This is a genomic window from Haloarcula rubra (assembly GCF_019599465.1).
GTDB lineage: Archaea > Halobacteriota > Halobacteria > Halobacteriales > Haloarculaceae > Haloarcula > Haloarcula rubra.
In genome coordinates this window covers 41333-59377 of the sequence record NZ_RKLR01000001.1, presented here as the reverse complement: position 1 = coordinate 59377, position 18045 = coordinate 41333, and the positions used below count along the sequence as shown (strand labels likewise).

Annotated in this window: 19 protein-coding genes; 14 read left to right on the top strand and 5 right to left on the bottom strand. The window is 68.6% G+C overall.

What is annotated here, in order from left to right; translation table 11 throughout:
* Nucleotides 1–24 precede the first annotated feature (24 nt).
* Nucleotides 25–1443, bottom strand: a complete 1419-nt coding sequence (gene thiC / locus EGH21_RS00315; protein WP_220616484.1) for a phosphomethylpyrimidine synthase ThiC — start codon at nt 1441–1443, stop codon at nt 25–27.
* 111 nt (nt 1444–1554) lie between these two features.
* Here thiC and EGH21_RS00310 point away from each other — a divergent pair, with 111 nt between their 5' ends.
* The gene (locus EGH21_RS00310; protein ID WP_220616483.1) at nt 1555–2439 is read left to right on the top strand and encodes an extracellular solute-binding protein; all 885 of its coding nucleotides are present in this window, start codon (nt 1555–1557) and stop codon (nt 2437–2439) included.
* Nucleotides 2414–3214 (top strand): molybdate ABC transporter permease subunit, encoded by an 801-nt coding sequence (locus EGH21_RS00305; RefSeq protein WP_220616482.1) that lies wholly within the window; start codon nt 2414–2416, stop codon nt 3212–3214. The genes EGH21_RS00310 and EGH21_RS00305 overlap by 26 nt, the downstream gene beginning before the upstream one ends.
* Here the strand turns inward: EGH21_RS00305 and EGH21_RS00300 are convergent.
* Complete coding sequence (locus tag EGH21_RS00300; RefSeq protein ID WP_220616481.1) at nt 3211–4044, bottom strand: molybdopterin synthase; 834 nt, start codon at nt 4042–4044, stop codon at nt 3211–3213. The two genes, EGH21_RS00305 and EGH21_RS00300, sit on opposite strands and share 4 nt — an antisense overlap.
* Nucleotides 4045–4207: 163 nt before the next feature.
* Between EGH21_RS00300 and EGH21_RS00295 the strand changes: the two genes are divergently transcribed.
* Nucleotides 4208–4804: a DUF4382 domain-containing protein gene (locus EGH21_RS00295; RefSeq protein ID WP_220616480.1), complete on the top strand. Its 597-nt coding sequence runs from the start codon at nt 4208–4210 to the stop codon at nt 4802–4804.
* 1 nt (nt 4805) lies between these two features.
* Here the strand turns inward: EGH21_RS00295 and moaC are convergent, their stop codons facing one another.
* Genes moaC through EGH21_RS00280 form a run of 3 tightly spaced genes read right to left on the bottom strand, consistent with a single transcriptional unit; the run spans nt 4806 to nt 6583 of the window.
* Entirely contained in the window at nt 4806–5285 is a 480-nt protein-coding gene (moaC, locus tag EGH21_RS00290) for a cyclic pyranopterin monophosphate synthase MoaC (RefSeq protein WP_220616479.1), read from the bottom strand.
* A 48-nt stretch (nt 5286–5333) separates the two neighbouring features.
* The gene (locus tag EGH21_RS00285; RefSeq protein WP_220616478.1) at nt 5334–5888 is read right to left on the bottom strand and encodes a MogA/MoaB family molybdenum cofactor biosynthesis protein; all 555 of its coding nucleotides are present in this window, start codon (nt 5886–5888) and stop codon (nt 5334–5336) included.
* 38 nt (nt 5889–5926) lie between these two features.
* A complete protein-coding gene (locus EGH21_RS00280) occupies nt 5927–6583 on the bottom strand; it encodes a helix-turn-helix domain-containing protein (RefSeq protein WP_220616477.1) in 657 nt (218 codons plus the stop codon).
* A gap of 174 nt (nt 6584–6757) precedes the next feature.
* On the opposite strand from EGH21_RS00280, the gene EGH21_RS00275 reads away from it, so the two are divergent.
* From EGH21_RS00275 to EGH21_RS00225, 11 genes are read left to right on the top strand one after another with little or no spacing between them, the layout of a single operon-like run.
* On the top strand, nt 6758–7330 hold the full coding sequence (locus EGH21_RS00275; protein WP_220616476.1) for a hypothetical protein: 573 nt from the start codon (nt 6758–6760) through the stop codon (nt 7328–7330).
* Between the two features lie 3 nt (nt 7331–7333).
* Nucleotides 7334–7984 (top strand): QcrA and Rieske domain-containing protein, encoded by a 651-nt coding sequence (locus EGH21_RS00270; RefSeq protein WP_220616475.1) that lies wholly within the window; start codon nt 7334–7336, stop codon nt 7982–7984.
* Nucleotides 7985–9388, top strand: coding sequence for a cytochrome b (locus EGH21_RS00265; protein ID WP_220616474.1), 1404 nt, complete (start codon nt 7985–7987; stop codon nt 9386–9388).
* A complete protein-coding gene (locus EGH21_RS00260) occupies nt 9381–9563 on the top strand; it encodes a DUF8120 family protein (protein ID WP_220616473.1) in 183 nt (60 codons plus the stop codon). Before EGH21_RS00265 ends, EGH21_RS00260 begins: the two co-directional genes overlap by 8 nt.
* A complete protein-coding gene (gene narG, locus EGH21_RS00255; protein ID WP_220616472.1) occupies nt 9556–12414 on the top strand; it encodes a nitrate reductase subunit alpha in 2859 nt (952 codons plus the stop codon). The genes EGH21_RS00260 and narG overlap by 8 nt, the downstream gene beginning before the upstream one ends.
* Nucleotides 12411–13487 (top strand): nitrate reductase subunit beta, encoded by a 1077-nt coding sequence (gene narH, locus EGH21_RS00250; RefSeq protein ID WP_220616471.1) that lies wholly within the window; start codon nt 12411–12413, stop codon nt 13485–13487. Before narG ends, narH begins: the two co-directional genes overlap by 4 nt.
* A 53-nt stretch (nt 13488–13540) precedes the next feature.
* Nucleotides 13541–14383, top strand: a complete 843-nt coding sequence (locus tag EGH21_RS00245; RefSeq protein WP_220616470.1) for an ethylbenzene dehydrogenase-related protein — start codon at nt 13541–13543, stop codon at nt 14381–14383.
* Nucleotides 14383–15060: a molecular chaperone TorD family protein gene (locus tag EGH21_RS00240; protein ID WP_220616469.1), complete on the top strand. Its 678-nt coding sequence runs from the start codon at nt 14383–14385 to the stop codon at nt 15058–15060. Before EGH21_RS00245 ends, EGH21_RS00240 begins: the two co-directional genes overlap by 1 nt.
* On the top strand, nt 15057–15890 hold the full coding sequence (locus EGH21_RS00235; RefSeq protein ID WP_236035353.1) for a DUF8068 family protein: 834 nt from the start codon (nt 15057–15059) through the stop codon (nt 15888–15890). Before EGH21_RS00240 ends, EGH21_RS00235 begins: the two co-directional genes overlap by 4 nt.
* Nucleotides 15887–16762, top strand: a complete 876-nt coding sequence (locus EGH21_RS00230) for a HEAT repeat domain-containing protein (RefSeq protein ID WP_220616468.1) — start codon at nt 15887–15889, stop codon at nt 16760–16762. The genes EGH21_RS00235 and EGH21_RS00230 overlap by 4 nt, the downstream gene beginning before the upstream one ends.
* Before the next feature lie 16 nt (nt 16763–16778).
* Nucleotides 16779–18020 (top strand): P-loop NTPase, encoded by a 1242-nt coding sequence (locus EGH21_RS00225; protein WP_220616467.1) that lies wholly within the window; start codon nt 16779–16781, stop codon nt 18018–18020.
* Nucleotides 18021–18045 lie beyond the last annotated feature (25 nt).

Below are 18045 nucleotides of genomic sequence, written 5' to 3'. Positions count from 1 at the left end.
CAAAGAACTATCGCCGGACTGGCGTCAGTCGTCGTCGGCCGTGGTAGCCTCGTCGACAGGCGTGCTCTCGTGCGTGCCGACCGGCGGGCGGTTCACCTCGGCGGCCACCGACGTCGAGAGGTCCGTGCGCTCCTCGTCCTCGGACGCGATGGTCGCCATCTCGCCCGCCTCCCGGGCGTCTTGGTCGATGCGCATCGAGCAGAAGTCGACGCCGCACATCGAGCAGAAGCGAGCCTCCTTGTAGTTGTCGCCGGGGAGCGTCTGGTCGTGGTAGGACCGGGCGCGGTCGGGGTCTAACGCCAACTCGAACTGCTCGGCCCAGTCGAAGGCGTAGCGGGCCTCTGAGAGCGCGTCGTCCCAGTCGCGAGCGCCCTCCCGGCCGTTCGCTACGTCGGCGGCGTGAGCGGCGACGCGATACGCCGCGAGGCCGTCGCGCACGTCCTCGCGGTCTGGCAGTCCAAGATGCTCCTTGGGCGTGACGTAGCAGAGCATCGCCGCGCCGGCTCGGGCCGCCTCGGTCGCCCCGATGGCGCTGGTGATGTGGTCGTACCCCGGTGCGACGTCGGTCACCAGCGGTCCCAGCACGTAGAAGGGCGCGCCGTCACAGACGTCCTGTTGCCGTTCGACCTGGTCGGCAATCTGGTCCATCGGGACGTGGCCGGGACCCTCGACCATCACCTGCACGTCGTGTTCCCACGCCGTCCGCGTGAGGTCGCCGAGCGTGTCCAGTTCCGCGAACTGGGCGTCGTCGCCGGCGTCGGCCAGACACCCCGGACGGAGGCCGTCGCCGAGACTGAACGTCACGTCGTACTCGCGGAACAGTTCGCATATCTCCTCGAACGTCGTGTACAGCGGGTTCTGCATCCCTCGCTCCTCTATCCACTGGGCGAGGATGGACCCGCCGCGCGAGACGATGCCGGTCGTCCGGCCGTCGGTCAGCGGCAGGTGCTCCAGCAGGACGCCCGCGTGGATGGTCATGTAGTCGACGCCCTGTTCGGCCTGCTTCTCGACGACGTCGAGCAGTAGTTCGTGCGTGACGTCGGCCACGTCGTCGACCCGCTTGACCGCCTCGTAGATGGGGACGGTCCCTATCGGCACCGGCGAGTGTTCGACGTTGGCCTCACGAATGGCGTCGAGGTTCGCACCCGTCGAGAGGTCCATCACGGTGTCGGCGCCGTAGTGGACGGCGGTGTGGAGTTTCTCCAGTTCGCCGTCGACGTCGCCCGTCTCCTCGCTGTTGCCGATGTTCGCGTTGACTTTGGTCCCGAACTCGCGACCGATTACCATCGGGTCCAGCGCGTCGTGGCCGACGTTGGCCGGAATCACGGCCCGTCCGTCGGCCACCTGCTGACGGACGAACTCGGGCGCACACTGCTCCCGCTCTGCGACTCGCTCCATCGCTTCGGTGACGGTGCCACGTCGGGCGGCTGCCAGTTGCGTCATCGGATAACCTAGTTATATCACTTAGTTATAAAACTACCGTCGGCATAAAACACCGCCAATTGTTGGTACCCATCCGAACAAGCAAGTGGCCGAACGCCGAAGCACGGAACGATGACGGCCTGCCATCGGCGGCGCTTCCTCGGCCTGCTCGGGAGCGGTGTCGCCGCCGGTATCGCGGGCTGTGGCGCCGTCGGGCAGTCGCGCGTCCGAGCGCTCGTGGCCGGCAGTCTGCAGGCCGCCGCGAGCGAGACGCTCCAGACGACGACGCGCCCAGAACTGGCCGTCGAAGCGCACGGCTCCGTCCACGCCGCGCGGTTGGTCGCCGACGGGAAGCGGGACCCGCACGTGCTGGCGCTCGCGGACCCCGAACTGTTCGAGCGGTTGCTGTCGGCGCCGTGGTACGCCATCGTGGCGAGCAACGAACTCGTGCTGGCGTACAACCCCGAGACGCCCGGCGGCCGTCGCGTCGCCGAGGCGGAGTCGTGGACGGCGCCGCTGGGCCGGGCGGACGTCTCGCTGGGTCGGACCGACCCGGACCTGGACCCGCTGGGCTACCGGACCATCTTCGCGCTCGAACTGGCCGCTCGACGGCGTGACGACCCGGGCTTCGCGGCGTCGGTGCTGTCGCCGGACCAGCGTTACCCCGAGACGCAACTGCTGGCGCAGTTCGAGACGGGGAGCATCGACGCCGCGTTCGTCTACCGGAGCATGGCCGTCGAGCGCGACTACCCCTTCCGCGAACTGCCGCCGGCGGTCAACCTCGGCGACCCGGCCTACGCCGACAGCTACGCCGACGTCCAGTACGAACTCCCCGACGGGACCGTCGCCCGCGGCGCGCCCATCGAGTACGCCGCGACGCGCCGGGCCGACGACGCGGAGACGAGACGGGTGTTCGAGACGCTACTCGCGGGCGCGTGGCTCCGTGACCACGGGTTCCTCGTCCGCGACCAGTACCCACGCATGGAGGGCGATGTCCCGAACGGTCTCCGAGGCTGAGACGGTCACGCGGAACGGCGCGCTCGAACTCCGGCATCTGGTGCCGGTTCTCGGTGCCGTCCTGCTGCTGTACTTCGTGGTCCCGGTGGCCGTCCTCGTCGTCACGTACTCCCCGACGGCGCTGGCGGATCTCGCCTCCGGCTACGTCGTCGACGCCGCGACCACCTCCCTGCTCGCGGCGCTGTCGAGTACGACGCTGGCGTTCGTCTTCGGCCTCCCGCTGGCCTACTGGCTCTCGCGGAGCGACCACGTCCTCGCCACGGTGGCGCTGGGCGTCGTGGTCCTCCCCCTCGTCCTGCCACCGGTCGTCAGCGGGATGCTCCTCCTGACCGTCGTCGGACCGGAGGGGCTGGGCGGCCTCACCGACCTCCGCCTGACGCGCTCGCTGGTCGGCGTCGTCGCGGCCCAGACGTTCGTCGCCGCGCCGTTCTTCGTCGTCACGGTGAAGGCGGCCTTCGACGGCGTCGACAGTCACTTCGAGGAGGCCGCCCGCTCGCTCGGCCGCAGTTGGCCCGAGACGATGCGTTCGGTGACGATTCCGCTCGCCAAACCGGGCATCCTCGCCGGTCTCGTCCTCACGTTCGCTCGCGCTATGGGCGAGTTCGGCGCGACGATGATGCTCGCGTACTACCCACGGACTCTGCCGGTCCAGATTTGGGCGTCGTTTATCTCTAGCGGCCTCGACGCGGCGCTCCCGGTCGCCGTGGTCCTGTTGAGCGTCGCGCTGGGGACCCTGCTCGTGGTCCACGGACTGCGGGCGACGCCGTGGCGCTAGCAGTCCCGCTCGTGGGCCCAGAACTCGTCGTCCACGGTCACTTCCTTCTTGAACAGCGGTACTTCCTCCTTGAGGCGGTTGATGCCGTCCTCGACGGCCCGGAACGCCTCGCCGCGGTGGCCCGCGAGAATCACCACGAAGACGATGTCCTCGCCCGCGTCGACCACGCCGGTCTTGTGGTGCAAGCGGACCGCGTGGACGCCGTCGCGGGCTTCGAGGTCCGTCCGTAACTCGGCCATCCGCTGGGCGGCCACCTCGTCGTAGCGTTCGAACTCCAGAAACTCCGTGGGCCGGTCGTCCGCGCTCTCCTTCGCGCGGACGCGGCCCGTGAACGTCGCGATGGCACCCGCTCGGTCCTCGTCGGGCGAGCGCTTGACCTCCTCGACGAGCGTTTCGAGCGTGACGTACGGGTCTCGCTCGTGGAGGGCGTCGAGGACGGCGTCGACGTCCGTCTGCTCGCCGCTCTCGGCCCGGTGGAGGACCGGGTCGGCCGCCTCCCGGTCGCCGAGGACGACTTTCGGAATCGCCGCGTCGCCGAACCCCTCGACGAAGGCGTAGTCGTAGTCCGGTGCGAGGCCGTCGAGCGTGTCGGTCAGCGTGTGGGCGTCGCCGGTCGCGAACCACTCGCCGTCGTCGGTCACTGCGACCGTCTGGCTCGCGCCTGCGTCGCGGTGTCGCGCGGAATCTTTCCCGTCCGTGTCGACGTCGGGCGAATGGGTACAGTGCTTGACCGTCGCGACCGACCCGGACGCCGAACAGCGCTCTACGAGTCGCTCGACCAGCGTCGTCTTGCCGGTGTCCGAGTGGCCGGCGATACCGAGGACGTGCATGGATACACGTTGTGACGGCGGCCACCTATGTGTTTCCGATGGTTACACCGGTCTTCCCTCGACCGTCGGGTCAGACGCGACCGCGACACGCCACCGAGTCACTCCGAACCACACCTTACTAGTTGGCCACCAGCCCGATACTGGGGACTCCAGACACTAGCGTATGGACCGACGAACCTACCTGAGTGGTACTGGGACGCTCCTCGCGACTGGCTTGCTGGCTGGCTGTTCCGGCGGCGGAACGGCGACCGGCACGCTCGCGACGAGCGTCAGCGACCAACCCGGCGACATCGGCGACTTCGACTCCTGTGTCGTCACCATGGCCGGCCTGTGGGTCAAGCCAGCGAGCGAGGAGACGACGGACACGTCGACCGGTGACGGCGAGGACGACGGCCGTGAGTACGTCGAGTTCGACGAGCCACAGGAGGCCGACCTGACGGAACTGCAGGGCGAGAAGTCCCAACTCGTCGGCGAGGAGTCCGTCGAGACGGGCGAGTACGAGTTCCTACAGCTCGACGTCACCGGCGTCGAGGGTACGCTCTCCGACGGCAGCGACGCGAACGTGACGACGCCCGGTGAGGCACCACTGAAGTTCAACCAGTCGTTCGAGATACGGGCGGACGAGCGGACCCACTTCGTCGCCGACTTCACGCCCGTCAAGAAGGGTAACACTGGCTACATCATCCAGCCCGTCGCCTCGGAGACCGAGGTGCGCTACACCGACGAGACGACGACCGGCGGCAACGCGACCGACGCGTAACTCACTCGGCCCGCTCGACCGACTTCTCGACGACGCGCACGTCCTCGATAGCGGCGGTCGGGTACTCGCCGTCCGCGTCTTTCTCGTTGGCTTTCACCATGTCCCAGACGACGTTCAGACCCGTCGTCACGCCCTCTAGGGCCTCCATCTCACAGCCGGTCTTGCCCACCGTCTCGACGGCGACGGTCAGTTCGACACCCTCCTCGCCCACCTCGAACCCCGTCTCGACGTTCGTGATGGGAATCTGGTGACACATCGGAATCGTCTCCCACGTGTGTTTGACGGCCTGAATCGCGCCGATACGGGCCGTCGTCAGCACGTCGCCTTTCTCCACCTCGTCGGCGGCGATGGCGTCGAGCGTGCTCTCCGAGAGGCGAATCTCGCCGCGCGCGACCGCGCGGCGCTGGCTGTCGGCCTTCTCGCCGACGTCGACCATCTGTGCATCCCCGTCCTCGTCGACGTGTGTGAACTCGTCGGGCATACTCAACGATAGCGCGACGCCGCCCAAAACCGTGCGGGTCTGCGACGGTCAGCGCCTGACGAGTCCGAGGAGGTGACCCACGGCGGGCGCGATTAGCTCCTCGCTCCCCATCCGAGCGGCGTTCTCGCTGCCGGGGAGACAGAACACCAGTCGGTCGTCGACGACGCCGGCCGTCGCCCGCGACGCCATCGCCATCGGCCCGACTTCCTCGTAGGAGAGCCACCGGAACAGTTCGCCGAACCCGGGAATCTCGCGGTCGAACAGCGCACCGACGGCAGCGACAGTCACGTCGTCGTCGGTCAGTCCCGTCCCACCTGTCGTCACCACCACGTCGGCACCGTCGTCCATGGCCGCGGCGACGGCGTCGGCGATGGCCGCCGCGTCGTCGGCCACGAGCGACCGGTCGACGACGTCGTGGCCCGCCGCTTCGAGGGCCGACTCGATGGCGTCGCCACCGGGGTCCTCGTCCAGCGTCCGCGAGGAGGAGACGGTCACCACCGCGAAGGCGACGGCCTCCGCGTCGTGTGCGTGGTGGTCGTCGTGGTCGTCCCCGTTGCCGTGGTGCTGATGCTCCTCGTCGTGTCCGTCCGCGTCGTGGTCCATACCCGTATCACTCGCTCGGCGGCAGTAAACGGTCGGGGTCAGGCCCCGAGCAAGTCGTCCAACAGTTTCCGCTGGGCGGCGGCCAGATGTTCGGTGAACGTCGTCGTGGCGATGCCAAGGGCGTCGGCCACCTCGCCCGCGGTCGCGTCCCGTGGATGCTCGAAGTACCCCATCTCGTAGGCCCGTTCCAGTACCTCGTTCTGCCGGTCCGTCAGGGTATCACGGTCGAGCACCGCCGGCCGGCCGCCACCGTCGCTCTCGGCGCTCTCGACGAGTCGGCGGAGATTGATACTGTCGCCCTCGTCCCGCAGGTCCTCGACGACCGCGCGGAGCGTCGCGATGTCTTCGACGAGGAACGTGACGACCATCGAATCCTCGTCGGCGTCGACCGACTGTACCACACACCCGGCGCTCTCGATGCGTTCGCAGACGCACCCCTGGTCGGCCGGGCGAGCGAACCGGTAGACGCGTTCGTGGTCGTAGGCGAACACCGCTTCGACGGCGTCGTTCGACTCGGCGGGCGGCGTCCCGGCGTCCTCGCCCGCCAGCGTGAACTCTTCGACCACTTCCCCGTCCGCACCACCGAGCGCGCTCCGCGAGACTTCGGTGACGTGCCACTCGTCGTCGGCGTTGGGAGCGACGTAACACGACCGCGGGGCGAACACTTCCACTTCGGCGAGGACACGGTCGGGCATACGGTCGAATTCGCCCGATGGCCCGGTTATAGCTGACCCCGAATATGTTCGTGGTACAAGAGCCCTGATAAAGCACCTAAGATGTCTGGCTCGTGGTTCAGGGAGATGGTTCGTGAATGGCCGAACACGCGAACCACTCGTCCGGCCTCCGCCGGGTGAGTGTGGACCGCAACCATGAGACGCAACACGATACTCATCGGCCTGCTGATAACGGCGGTACTGCTCCCGATGTGGTTCGTCGCCCTCCACGGGGAGCCACCGTCCGAAGAGATAGCCATCGACGAGAGCGTCACCGAACAGCGGCCGCTGCAGGGGTTCGTCGACACCCCGAACAAACTCTCACCCAGTCAGGTGGGCGTCATCGTCTGGGTGGCGCTGTTCGCCCTCGTCGGCGTCCTGGCGGCCGTCCACCAGTTCATGAACCGGGCGGTGCGGCCCCCGGACGACGCCGAGACGGTGGCCGACGGGGGCACTGTCTCGCTCCCGTGGCTCGACACCGAGACGCGCTGGGTCGTCGAGTACCACGACGCCTCGGACGCCATCGAGGGCCTCGTGGCGATGGGCGGCCTGACGGTACTCGCTATCGTGTTCGCGGCGCTGTTCACCGGCGAGTACCTCACGCTGGCGCGGACGCAGTACTTCGGCCTCTACGCCACGGGGATGTTCGTCTCGCTGGCGCTCTCGACCGTCGCGTACTACGCCTGGTTCATGCCACACATCGAAGTCGCCGAACTCAGGGGGCACTGACCCATGGACTACCCGAAACCGGACGACGACAGCGACGACGCCGACGACTGTCCGTGTAGCGACGCCCCCGCCGTGTCGCCGACGCTGTACGGCGACGCGCGGGCGGAACTGCGCCGCCGGGACTTCGCGAAGTTCCTCGCCAGCGTCGGCGGCCTGACCGCCGTCGCCAGCCTCACGGCTCCGCTCGCCAGCACCACGCAGGTGTTCGAGCGCAGTTACGAGGGCCCCGTCTACTCCGACGGCGTCCATCTCGTCGACAGCGAGGGCGAGCGCATCCGCGAGAACCGACTCTCGGAGGGCGAGAAGATGACCGTCTTCCCGGAGCCACGGCCCGGCATCGAGGACGCGCCCACGCTGTTGGTGCGCTACCCCGAGTCCGAGTACGGCGGCGACATCGAGATGGGGTACACCGTCAGCGGGTACGCCGCGTTCTCGAAGGTGTGCACTCACGCCGGGTGCATGGTCGCCAACGAGGACGGCAACCTGCTCGTCTGCCCGTGTCACTTCGGGAAGTTCGACCCGTTGCAGGGCGCCGCGGTGACCGACGGCCCGCCGGGACGGCCGCTCCCACAACTGCCAATCACCGTCACGAGCGACGGCTTCCTCGTCGCCACCGGCGACTTCGAGGGCCCCATCGGCCCCGGAGGTGGGTGAATGTCTCGCGCGAGAGAGCTCTACGACTGGTTCGACACGCGTCTGGACGTCGAGGACGCACAGACGTTCCTCGGGAAGGCGTTCCCGGCCGAGGACTCGTTCCTGCTCGGGGAGGTGGCGCTGTTCTGTTTCCTCCTGCTGGTCCTCTCGGGCGTCTTCCTCGGGTTCTTCTTCGAACCCTCCACGTCCGACGTCGAGTACGACGGCAGCGTCCAGAAGTTCCAGGGCGAGGAGATGCCCGAAGCGTTCGTCTCGGTGCTGCACATCACCTACGACGTCCCCTTCGGGATGTTCATCCGCCGCCTCCACCACTGGGCGGCCCACCTGTTCGTGGCCTCCATCGGGTTGCACATGTTACGGGTGTTCTTCACCGGGGCGTACCGCAACCCGCGGGAACCGAACTGGATAGTCGGCACGGGACTCGCGGCGCTGGCGATGGGCGCGGCGTACACGGGCTACGCGCTCCCGTTCGACGAGTTCGCCGCCACCGCGACCAGCATCGGCTACAACCTCACTATCTCGGTGCCGCTGGTCGGGGACTTCTTCGGGCAGGTGATATTCGGCGGCGAGTTCCCGAGTAGCGCGACGATTCCGCGCCTGTACTTCCTGCACGTCCTCGTCATCCCGGCGGCCATCGCCGTCGGATTAGCCGTCCACATGGCCATCCTGATACGCCAGAAACACACCGAAGCACCGCGGGACGACGACCTGACGATGGGCGAGCAGACCGTCGACGAGGACGACGACAGCGTCATCGTCGGCCTGCCCGCCTTCCCGAATCAGGCCGCCGTCTCCGCCGTCGTGTTCTTCCTGACGGCGGCGACGCTGTCGGCGCTCGCGGGCCTCCTCCCGGTCCACAACATCGCTCACTACGGGCCGAACGACCCCGCGAGCACGCCCGAACTCATCATGCCCGATTGGTTCCTGATGTGGGTGTACGGGTTCCTGAAGCTCTTGCCGACGTGGGCGAGTTTCAGCGTCGGCCCCGTCCACGTCAGCGGCGAGTTCATCGGCGGCATCGTCCTCCCCGGACTGGTGTTCGGTGCCGTCGCCCTCTGGCCGTTCATCGACCGGACGCCCGAACCGACCCACTTCACCGTCGACCCGCTTCGGCGGCCGTGGCAGACCGGCGTCGGCGTCGCCGCCGTCGCCTTCGTCATGATAGCCTCCATCGCCGGGATGAACAACATCCTCGCCGACCAGGTGCTGGGAACGACCACCGGCGTCGTCAACCCAATCCTACAAGCCGCGCTGTTGCTCGTCCCGCCGCTCTTCGGTGGTCTGACCTACCTCCTGCTCCGGGACGGCGACGGCGAGACCCCGGCCGACGAGCAGGGTGTGGCCGCCGACGGCGGGCCCGACGACCCGCCCGTAGAGACCGACGGAGGTGACTCCGATGACTGACCTCGCGACCCTCTCCGCCCGCCAGTATCGCCTGCTGGACGCGACGAGCAAACTGCTCGGCGTCGCACTCGTCGCCGGCGGACTGGAGGCCGGCGGGTCGACCCCGACCGGCCTGGTCCTCGCCCTCGCCGGCGTCGCCTGCGCGACTGCGACCGTATTCCTCACCCATGAGTAGACACGACCCCACCGACGACGCGACGGACAGTTCCGGAATCAGTAGACGCGACTTCGTGCGCGGCCTCGGCGCCGCCTCGCTGCTGGGGGCGACCGGCCTCTCCTTTGCCGACGACGGCATGCAGGGACTGGAAGCCGTCGACGACCCCATCGGCAACTACCCGTATCGCGACTGGGAGGACTTCTACCGCGAGGAGTGGGACTGGGACTCAATCGCCCGGTCGACCCACAGCGTCAACTGCACCGGTTCGTGCTCGTGGAACGTCTTCGTCAAGGACGGACAGGTGTGGCGCGAGGAGCAGGCCGGCGACTACCCGACCTTCGACGAGAGCCTCCCGGACCCGAACCCGCGTGGCTGCCAGAAGGGGGCCTGCTACACCGACTACGTCAACGCCGACCAGCGCGTCCTGCATCCGCTCCGTCGCACCGGCGAACGCGGCGAGGGCCAGTGGGAGCGCATCAGTTGGGACGAGGCGCTGACCGAGATAGCCGACCACGTCATCGACGAGGTGCAGGCGGGCCGGTACGACGCCATCTCCGGGTTCACCCCGATTCCGGCCATGAGCCCCGTCTCCTTCGCCAGCGGTAGCCGGCTCATCAACCTGCTCGGCGGCGTCTCCCACTCCTTCTACGACTGGTACTCCGACCTGCCGCCGGGCCAGCCTATCACGTGGGGGACCCAGACGGACAACGCCGAGTCCGCCGACTGGCACAACGCCGACTACATCATCGCGTGGGGGTCGAACATCAACGTCACGCGTATCCCCGACGCGAAGTACTTCCTCGACGCGGGCTACGACGGCACCAAACGCGTCGGCGTCTTCACCGACTACTCGCAGACGGCCATCCACACGGACGAGTGGCTCTCGCCCCACGGCGGGAGCGACACCGCCCTCGCGCTGGGGATGGCCCAGACCATCGTCGACCGAGGGCTGTACGACGAGGCACACCTCAAAGAGCAGACCGACATGCCCCTGCTCGTCCGAGAGGACACCGGGAAGTTCCTCCGGGCCAGCGAGGTCGGCCTCGCCGGGGACGCCGACGACCCCGAGAAGGTGTTCGTGATGGTCGACGACGACGGGAATCTCCGACGAGCGCCGGGGTCCCTCGGCGAACGCGACGGCCAGCACGACCCGTCGGCGAGCATCGAACTCGACTTCGACCCGCAGTTGGGCGTCGAGCGGGCCGTCCAGACCGACGACGGCGAAGTGCGGGTCCGCTCGGTCTGGGAGAACCTGCGAGACGAACTCGCCCAGTACACGCCCGAGTACGTCCACGAGGAGACCGGCGTCGGCGAGAGCACCTACCAGCGGGTCGCCCGCGAGTTCGCCGAGGCCGACGCCGCCAAGATAATCCACGGTAAGGGCGTCAACGACTGGTACCACAACGACCTCGGCAACCGCGCCATCCAGTTGCTCGTCACCCTGACGGGCAACCTCGGCGAACCCGGCACCGGTCTCGACCACTACGTCGGTCAGGAGAAGATATGGACGTTCCACGGCTGGAAGGTCCTCTCGTTCCCGACCGGGAGCGTCCGCGGCGTGCCGACGACGCTGTGGACCTACTACCACGCGGGGATTCTGGAGAACACCGACCCCGACACCGCCGAGAAGATACAGCAGTCCATCGACGAGGGGTGGATGCCGCTGTACCCCGAGGAGCGCGACGACGGCAGTCGGCCCGACCCCTCGACCATGTTCGTCTGGCGGGGTAACTTCTTCAATCAGGCCAAGGGCAACGTCGCCGTCGAGGAGCAGTTGTGGCCCAAACTGGACCTCGTCGTCGACATCAACTTCCGGATGGACTCGACGGCGATGTACTCCGACATCGTCCTCCCGGCCGCGAGCCACTACGAGAAGTACGACCTGAACATGACGGACATGCACACCTACGTGCACCCGTTCACGCCCGCCGTCGAACCGCTGGGCGAGGCCAAGACCGACTGGGAGATATTCCGCCTGCTCTCCGAGAAGATACAGGAACGGGCCAAAGCGCGCGGTGTCTCCCCCGTCGAGGACCGCAAGTTCGACCGCACCATCGACCTCACCACCATCTACGACGACTACGTCCGCGACTGGGAGACCGGCGAGGAGGGCGCACTGGAGGAGGGCCGCGCGGCCTCCGAGTTCATCCTCGAACACTCCGAGGAGTCCAACCCCAGCGACTCCGACGAGCAGATAACCTTCGCCGACACCGAGGAACAGCCCCAGCGGTTGCTCGCCGCGGGCGACCACTGGACCTCGGACATCGAGGACGGCGAGGCGTACGTCCCGTGGCAGAGCTACGTACAGGACAAGGAGCCGTGGCCCACCTTCACCGGTCGCCAGCAGTACTACGTCGACCACGACTGGTTCCTCGAACTGGGCGAGGAACTGCCGACCCACAAGCAGGGACCGGAGAATACCGGCGGGGACTACCCGCTGTCGTACAACACGCCCCACGGCCGGTGGTCCATCCACTCGACGTGGCGCGACAGCGAGAAGATGCTCCGCCTCCAGCGGGGCGAACCCGTCGTCTACCTCAACCCCGACGACGCCGAGGAACGAGGTATCGAGGACGGCGACACCGTCGAGGTGTTCAACGACCTCGGGAGCGTGGAGGTGCAGGCCAAAATCTACCCGTCCAGCGAACCCGGGACGGCCCGCCAGTACTTCGCGTGGGAGAAGTTCCAGTACCCGGACGACGACAACTTCAACACGCTCGTCCCGATGTACATGAAGCCGACCCAGTTGGTGCAGTACCCCGAGGACACCGGGGAGCACCTGTACTTCTTCCCGAACTACTGGGGGCCGACCGGGGTCAACAGCGACGTCAACGTGGACGTCCGCCCCACCGGGGGTGACGGTCAATGAGTAGTCAGAACGAACAACAGGACGGCAGTGAGGACACGCACGTCAACGTCGCCGACGGCGTCGACCATCAGGTCGCGATGGTGATGGACCTGAACAAGTGCATCGGCTGTCAGACCTGTACCATCGCCTGTAAGTCCCTCTGGACGGAGGGCGGTGGCCGCGAGTACATGTACTGGAACAACGTCGAGACCAAACCCGGCGAGGGGTACCCCCGTGGCTGGGAGGACTCCGGCGGCGGCTGGAAGTCCGGCGAACACTCGGAACGCGAGACCGGCGAGATTCCGTCCGAGGAGGAGTACGGCCGCCCCTGGGAGTTCAACCACTCCGAAATCATGTACGAGGGAAGTGACGAACCCCTACGCCCACGCGAGGGCGCGGAGTGGGGCCCCAACTGGGACGAGGACCAGGGGGCCGGCGAGTACCCCAACAGCTACTACTTCTACCTCCCGCGCATCTGCAACCACTGCACCCACCCCTCCTGCGTCGAGGCCTGCCCGCGTTCGGCCATCTACAAGCGCGCGGAGGACGGCATCGTCCTCGTCGACCAGGACCGGTGTCGGGGCTACCGCTACTGCGTCGAGGGGTGTCCCTACAAGAAGGTGTACTACAACACCGTCTCGAAGCAGTCCGAGAAGTGCATCTTCTGTTACCCCCGGCTGGAGGGGGAGGGCCCCGACGGCGAGACGTACGCGCCGGCCTGCGCGGAGGAGTGCCCGCCACAGCTCCGGTTGGTCGGGTTCCTCGACGACGAGGCAGGTCCCATCTACAAACTCGTCGAGGAGTACGAGGTAGCCCTGCCGCTGCATCCCGAGTTCCAGACCCAGCCGAACGTCTACTACATCCCGCCCTACGCACCGCCACAGCACACCGACGAGGGGGAGACGGTCGACGTCGAGCGCATCCCCCGGGAGTACCTCGAAGAACTGTTCGGCGAGCGCGTCCACGACGCGCTGGACACCATCGAGCGCGAGCGCCAGCGCGTCCGGCAGGGCGGCGAGAGCGAACTGATGGAACTGCTCCAGCACAAGAACCCCGCGAAACAGTACCGTTTGGAGGTGTTCGACGATGCGTAGCGGCGTGACGCATCGTCGAGCTCGGCAGAGCTTCGCTCTGGAGGTGTTCGACGATGCCTGACACCACCACCCGACGACGAACCCTGTTCGCGGCGGCCGCCGTCGCCGTCCTCGTCACGCTCTCGGCGGTGGCGGCCCCGCTTGCCAGCGCGCGACCAGCACACGAGATACCGGTCGCCCCGGCGAGCGGCGACCTCTCCGGCCCGACCACCGACGGATGGGAGGACGTCCCCGCGGCGACGGTGCCCCTCGCCAGCGCACCGAGTAGCGTGCCCAACGCCGACCAGACGAGCATCGAGCGCGTCCACGTGCAGGCGGCCCGCGGCGACGGCCGACTGTACCTCCGCCTCCAGTGGCACGACGCCACCCGGGACGTGGCGACCAACGAGACGCGGGCGTTCGCCGACTCCGTCGCCGTCCAGTTCCCGGTCAACACCAGTTCACGGCCGCCGATAGCGATGGGCGGTCCGACCAACCGCGTCAACGTCTGGTACTGGAGCGGCGCGACCGGCACCGAGGAACTGCTGGCCGGCGGTGCTGGCTCGACGACCGAGCTCCAGAGTCCGTCGGTGAACGCGAGCGCCGTCCACCGCGGGAGCGGCGAGAACGCGACGTGGACCGTCGTCTACACCCGCGACGTGGACGCCCCCGGCGCGAACCGGACGACCATCGCCGACGACGGGGACCTAGACGTGGCCTTCGCCGTCTGGAACGGATCGAACAGCGAGCGGGCTGGCCGGAAGTCCGTCAGCGAGTGGCACTACTTCCCGTTCGGGCCCGGTCCAGAGGGGCCGCCCTACGAGACGGTGCTGTGGACCATCGCCGGCATCGCCATCGTCGGCGTCGTCGCCGTGACGGCGTTCGGCGTCCACCGCTCCAGAGGAGGGATGAACTGATGGCCGCGACGAGCGACGGGGTCGACGACGTCGACCCGGACGCGGCCGCTCGCGGGACGGTGTACCGGGTGCTGGCAGCGGCGTTCCGCTACCCGGACGAAGAGTTCCACGCCGCGGCAGCGGAGGGGTCGCTGGACGCGGACGTGCGAGCGTGTATCGACCAGACGACGCTCGACGTGACCGTGCCCGAACTCGGCACCGACGACGACTACGAGACGCTCGCGGCCCGGTACAACGACGTCTTCGAACTGGGCTACAGCGAGTACACCGACCGGACCGACGGGTCGCTAGACGCCGAGGGGCCGCCGGTCCCGCTGTACGAGTCGAAGTACCGGCCCGACCAGTCGTGGAACGACGTGAACCTCGATTTGGCGCGGGCGTACCGTCACTACGGCCTCGAAATCGACCAGGACGAGCGCGACAACCACGACGCGTTGGCCTACGAACTGGAGTTCGCGGGCTACCTCTGTCGGCGGGAGGCGGCCGTCGGCGACGACGCCGCGACGGCCCGACTGGACTTCCACGACCGGCACCTCGGCCACGCCGCCGCCGGCGTCGCCGACCGCCTCGCGGAGGAACCCGGGACCGACGTCTACGGCGCGCTCGGCGAACTGCTGGAGGGGTTCGTCCGCGCGGACAGGAACGACATCGCGGAGCGACTGGAGGGCCAACGATGAGCACTCGCCCGACGCTCCGGACGGTCCTCCCCCGGATAGCCGGTGTCGACCACCGGCGGGCCGCCGTCGCGGTGACTGCACTCGCGGCGGCCGCCCTCGCCGGGCGGTTCCTCGCGGCGCTGACCGTCAACGTCCCGACTGCGCCCGCGGCCGCCCCCGTGGGGTTACTCACGCCCGTCGCGACGGCGCTGGCGGCGCTGGCGGCCGTCGTTGTTGGTTTCACAGAACGGGACCCGGTCGCCGGCGTCGGCCTCCTGTTCGTCGGCGTCTTCGGCATCCTCTCGCTCCTCTCTGCGGCGGCCGCCACGCCCGCCGCCGTTGCCGTGGTGGCCGGCACCGCCGTCGTGACCGTCGCCCACCGCGACATGTTGGACGCGGGGACCGGCGCTGTCGCCGGGTTGCTCGTCCTCGCCCTCGGCGTCGGCCTCGCGAGCGGGGTCGGGGGCGTCGCGTCGCTCCGACCGCTCGCGTCGACGCTGGCGCTGGCTGGCATCGGCGTCACGCCGGTCGTCGCGGCAACCGATAGTTCCGCGCTCGTCCGCGGGTGTCTCGCGTTCGGCGCCGTCGTCGTCGTCGGTCTCTCGATGCCGTTCGTCGCCGGCGCGGTGACGCTGGTCGGCACCGGGGCCGTCGGCACCTCCTTGCCCGTCGTCGCTCTCGCGGCCGGTGGCGCGGTCACGACGGCCAGCGCCGCGGGTCGGGAGCGACGCTGGGCGCTACTGGCCGCCGTCGCACTGCTCGCGTTCGCCGGCGTCCCGGTGACGCTGGACCGGGCGGTCCCCTTCGCCCTCGGCGTCGCGGCGCTCGTCTCGCTGGAGGTGGCGCGATGAGCGACGACTGTGGCTGTGGCGACGGCGGGTGTGGCGACGAGGAGTTCGAGAAACACCTCCGAGAGGACCCGGACCCGCAACTCGACCCCGAACGCAGTCCGGGGATGCACACCGACGTCGACGCGCTGGAAGACATCGAAGTGAGTCGCGAGGACGTGACCATCGGGGAGGCCACGCCCGAAGAACTGGCGGCCGCCGACACGGAACCGGTCGAGGGTTCGGACGCCGCCGACCTGCTCGCGGACCTCTCCGACGGGAGCCACGTCGACCGGCGTCGGGCCGCCCTCGCGTTACAGGACGTCCCGACCGAGGACGCGGTGGTCGCGGGCCTCGCGAGGGCGGCGACCACGGACGAGGACAGCGACGTCCGCCAGTTCGCCGTCGAGGCGCTGACCGCCCACGGCGACGAACGGGCCGCGGCCGTCGCCGTCGAACTACTGGACGACCCCGACCCGTGGGTCCGCGCCGAGGCGGTGGTCGCGCTCGACAACCTCGCTCGCGAGGCCCACGAGGACGACGTCGCCGCGACGCTTGCCGCCGACGACCACCACGCGGTCCGCCGGAACGCAGCTATCTCGCTGTTCAAACTCCGCGGGGAGGCGATGGCCGACACGCTACTAGACCTGACCCACGACGAGAGCGAGCGCCTCCGCGAGTGGGCCACCCACATGCTGGGCGGCGTGGACAGCGACGCCGCCCGCGACCGACTCCGAGAGATGACCGACGACCCGGCGACGGTGGTTCGACAGACCGCCGAGCGCTCGCTGGAAGCCGACCCCGGTCGCTTCCGTCGGCAGTTCGGGGGGGCGCTGGAGGCCGACGCCCGCCTCCTGCCCGGCGAGGACCGACTAAACAGGATGCCCGACCTATGACTCCCACCCCACGACAATGACCGAGAACGCCAGTACGACCCTGACCGACCGCGTCGAAGCACAGTTACGCAGTGTTCGCGACCCGCAGGCCGACCTCTCCGTCTTCGAAGCCGGATTCGTCGAGGACATCGCCGTCGACGGCAGTGAGGTGACCGTCGAGGCCGACCTGACCTCGCTGGACGGCGACACCAGCAATCAGGTTATCGAAGCGATGTTGCGGGCCGTCGACGACGTAGACGGCGTCGAGAGCGTCCACGTCGAGAGCGCGACGCCCTCCAGCGAGGACCGGGCGAGCGTCGAGTCGTTCGACCACGTCATCGCCGTCGCCAGTGCGAAAGGCGGCGTCGGGAAGTCGACGACGGCGACGTACCTCGCGTGTGCGCTGGCCGCAGCGAACGACGTGGCCCTGTTCGACGCCGACATCCACGGCCCGAACGTCCCCGGACTGCTGGACGTCTCGGGACCCGTCCACTCCAGCGACGAGGGCGACCCGCTCCCGATTCGGACCGACGGGATGGACGTGATGAGCGTCGGCCTGATGGAGGACGGTGCACCGCTCGCGTGGCGTGGCGCGATGGCCCACGACGCACTGGACGACCTCTTTACGAACACCGCGTGGCGAAACGACGACGTCCTCGTCGTGGACCTCCCACCGGGCACCGGCGACGTCGTCCTGACGACCCTGCAGGAGGTCCCCGTCGACGGTGTCGTCGTCGTGACGACGCCGTTCCACGCCAGCGTCAGCGACACGAGTCGGACCGTCGAACTGTTCCGCGACAACGACGTCCCGGTCCTCGGAACGGTGGTCAACATGGCCGAGTACGTCTGTGACTGCTGTGGCGAACCCAACGACCTGTTCGAGGACGACGCGCTCGGTGACCTCGACGCCCCCGTGCTGGCGGAACTCCCGTTCACCCACGAGTTGCAGGGCACGCCCGCCCCCTGCGACGTCCCTGAGGCGATGGCGGACCTCGGCGACGCCGTCGTCGACGCCGTCGAGACGGCCGGTGAGGTCGAGGTCCCGGACCACGCCGTCGACATCCGCGGTTTGCCCCCGGAGGACCGCAAAGACCGGGTCCGGGAGGCGTTCACCGACCGCGACGGCGGCGAGGAGTTCGTTCTCGTGAGCGACCGCGACCCGACGCCGGTCGGGGCCTTCCTCGGTCGTCTGGCGGAGGCCCCGCGGGAGGCGTTCGACCCGTTCGAGGTCCGGCGGGCGACGCCGGACGACTGGGTGCTGGAGACGGTCGTCCCCTGACAGACGCCGTCCCAGCGGAGAATAC